Consider the following 1,979-nt stretch of genomic DNA (forward strand, 5'->3'; position numbering starts at 1 on the left):
CCAGCCCATCCGCGGCCTGTCGGTCTTCGCGCGGGCCCGCCTCGACAACGACACCCTGGACGTCCATCGCCTGGAAGCCGGCCTGAACACCTCGAACAAGTACGGCTCGGGCTTCGTCCGCTACCTGACCGACGACTTCGATATCAACGGCACGAAGCGCGAGAACCTGGACCTGGGCGGCGAGATCTACCTGTCGAAGAACTACGGCGTCAGCTTCTACGGCAACCGCGACCTGTCGCAGGACTCGTGGGTCATCCGCGACGTCGGGGTCTTCTACCGCGACGAATGCCTGCGGGTGGATGTGATCTATCGCCGCGAAGACACGATCATCGGGCGTCTGCTACCCAGTGAATCGGTTTCCGTGCGCCTAACCCTCGCCACATTGGGCGGGTCATTCAATGGCAGGTAGAATGGGGTCTGCCATGCGGTCCCACGAAGGAAGAGACTCTCGTCCATGATGCGTTATCTGACGGGCCCGACAGCGCGGAACACCGCGCTTGCCTGCACGCTGGCGATCCTGGGCGCCGCGCCGGCGGGCGCGCAACAGAGCGATGCGCCGGTGCGCGCCGCGCCGCCCGAGACCGCAGCGCCCGCCCCCGTCCCGCAGCCCACCGGGCTCTCGGAATCGGTGGCCGCCGTGGTCAACGACGACATCATCTCGACCTACGACCTGGGACAGCGGATGCGGCTGCTGATCGCCACGTCCGGCATTCAGCCGACGCAGGAGAACCTGCCCCAGTTCCAGCGCGAGGCGCTGATCTCCCTGGTCGACGAGACCCTGCAGTTCCAGGAACTGCGCCGCGTCGAGCGGGAGCAGAAGATCGACATCGTCGCCGAGGACGAAGAGGTCTTCGAAGAGATCGACGGCATGGCGCAGCAGAACAACATGAGCCGTGACCAGTTCATCGGCTACCTGACGTCGCGCGGCATCAGCCCCGAGACGCTGAAGGACCAGATCCGCGCCAACATCAGCTGGGGCCGCTGGATCCAGGGCCGCTACGGCAGCCGTCTGCGGGTCGGCGACGACCAGATCGCCGCCACCCAGGCGCTGCTGGCGGCGCAGGCCGCCAAGCCGCAGTACGCCATCTCCGAGGTGCTGATCGACGCCAACCGGGTCGGCGGCCTGCAGCAGGCCATGGCCGGCGCGCAGCAGCTGGTGGCCCAGATGCAGCAGGGCGCTCCGTTCCCCGCCGTCGCCCGCCAGTTCTCGGCCCTCCCCACCGCCGCCAACGGCGGCGACGCCGGCTGGGTGAGCCCGGGCGAGGTTCCGGCCGAAGTCGCCGGCGTGCTCGAGCAGATGCGGCCGGGCCAGCTCTCGCAGCCCATCGCGGTGAAGGACGGCGTCTACATCGTCTATCTGCGCGAGAAGCGCGCCGGCGGCGCGACGACCCTGGTCAGCCTGAAGCAGGCCGCCGTCCCGCTCGCCCAGGGCGCCAGCGCCGAGGACGAGGCCGCGGCACGGGCCAAGCTCGTGGCGCTCAAGCCGCAGATCAAGGACTGCGCCACCATCGAGGCCACGGCCGGCACGGTCGCGGGCGTCATCGGCGGCGACCTCGGCGAGGCCGAGGTGAGCGACCTCGCGCCCCAGTTCCGGGAGGCGGCCGAGAAGCTTGACGTGGGGCAGATCTCCGACCCCATCCGCACGACGGCGGGCCTGCACCTCGTGGCGGTCTGCGGGCGGCGCAACGCCGGCCAGGCGCAGGTCGACAAGGACCAGATCGAGCGCCGCCTCCGGGGCCAGCAGCTCAGCATGATCGCCCGACGCTACATGCGCGACCTGCGCAACTCCGCCACCATCGAGCAGAAGTGACGGCGGCCTTGTGACCGGGGGCCCGCTCGCGCTGACGCTCGGCGATCCGGCCGGCATCGGCCCGGAAATCATCGTCAAGGCGTGGCGGGCCCTACGCACGGAGCCGCACGTGTTCTTCGTCGTCGGCGACGCCCAGGCCGTCGCGGCGGCGCCGACGTCGTCGGCGGCC

1 protein-coding gene and 2 pseudogenes are annotated in these 1,979 nt (G+C 70.0%); all 3 read left to right on the forward strand.

Features of this window, described 5'->3' with window-relative positions; translation table 11 throughout:
- A pseudogene (locus JNK30_RS16220) lies at nt 1–409 on the forward strand (LPS-assembly protein LptD); the annotation flags it as partial.
- 45 nt (nt 410–454) lie between these two features.
- The gene (locus tag JNK30_RS16225; RefSeq protein WP_293483721.1) at nt 455–1,810 is read left to right on the forward strand and encodes a peptidylprolyl isomerase; all 1,356 of its coding nucleotides are present in this window, start codon (nt 455–457) and stop codon (nt 1,808–1,810) included.
- 10 nt (nt 1,811–1,820) lie between these two features.
- A pseudogene (locus JNK30_RS16230) lies at nt 1,821–1,979 on the forward strand (4-hydroxythreonine-4-phosphate dehydrogenase); the annotation flags it as partial.

This window comes from Phenylobacterium sp. (assembly GCF_016793225.1).
Lineage (GTDB): Bacteria > Pseudomonadota > Alphaproteobacteria > Caulobacterales > Caulobacteraceae > Phenylobacterium.

Coding starts and splice junctions, on each gene's coding strand:
- JNK30_RS16225 (WP_293483721.1), top strand. CDS start 455: ATGATGCGTTATCTGACGGGCCCGACAGCGCGGAACACCGCGCTTGCC.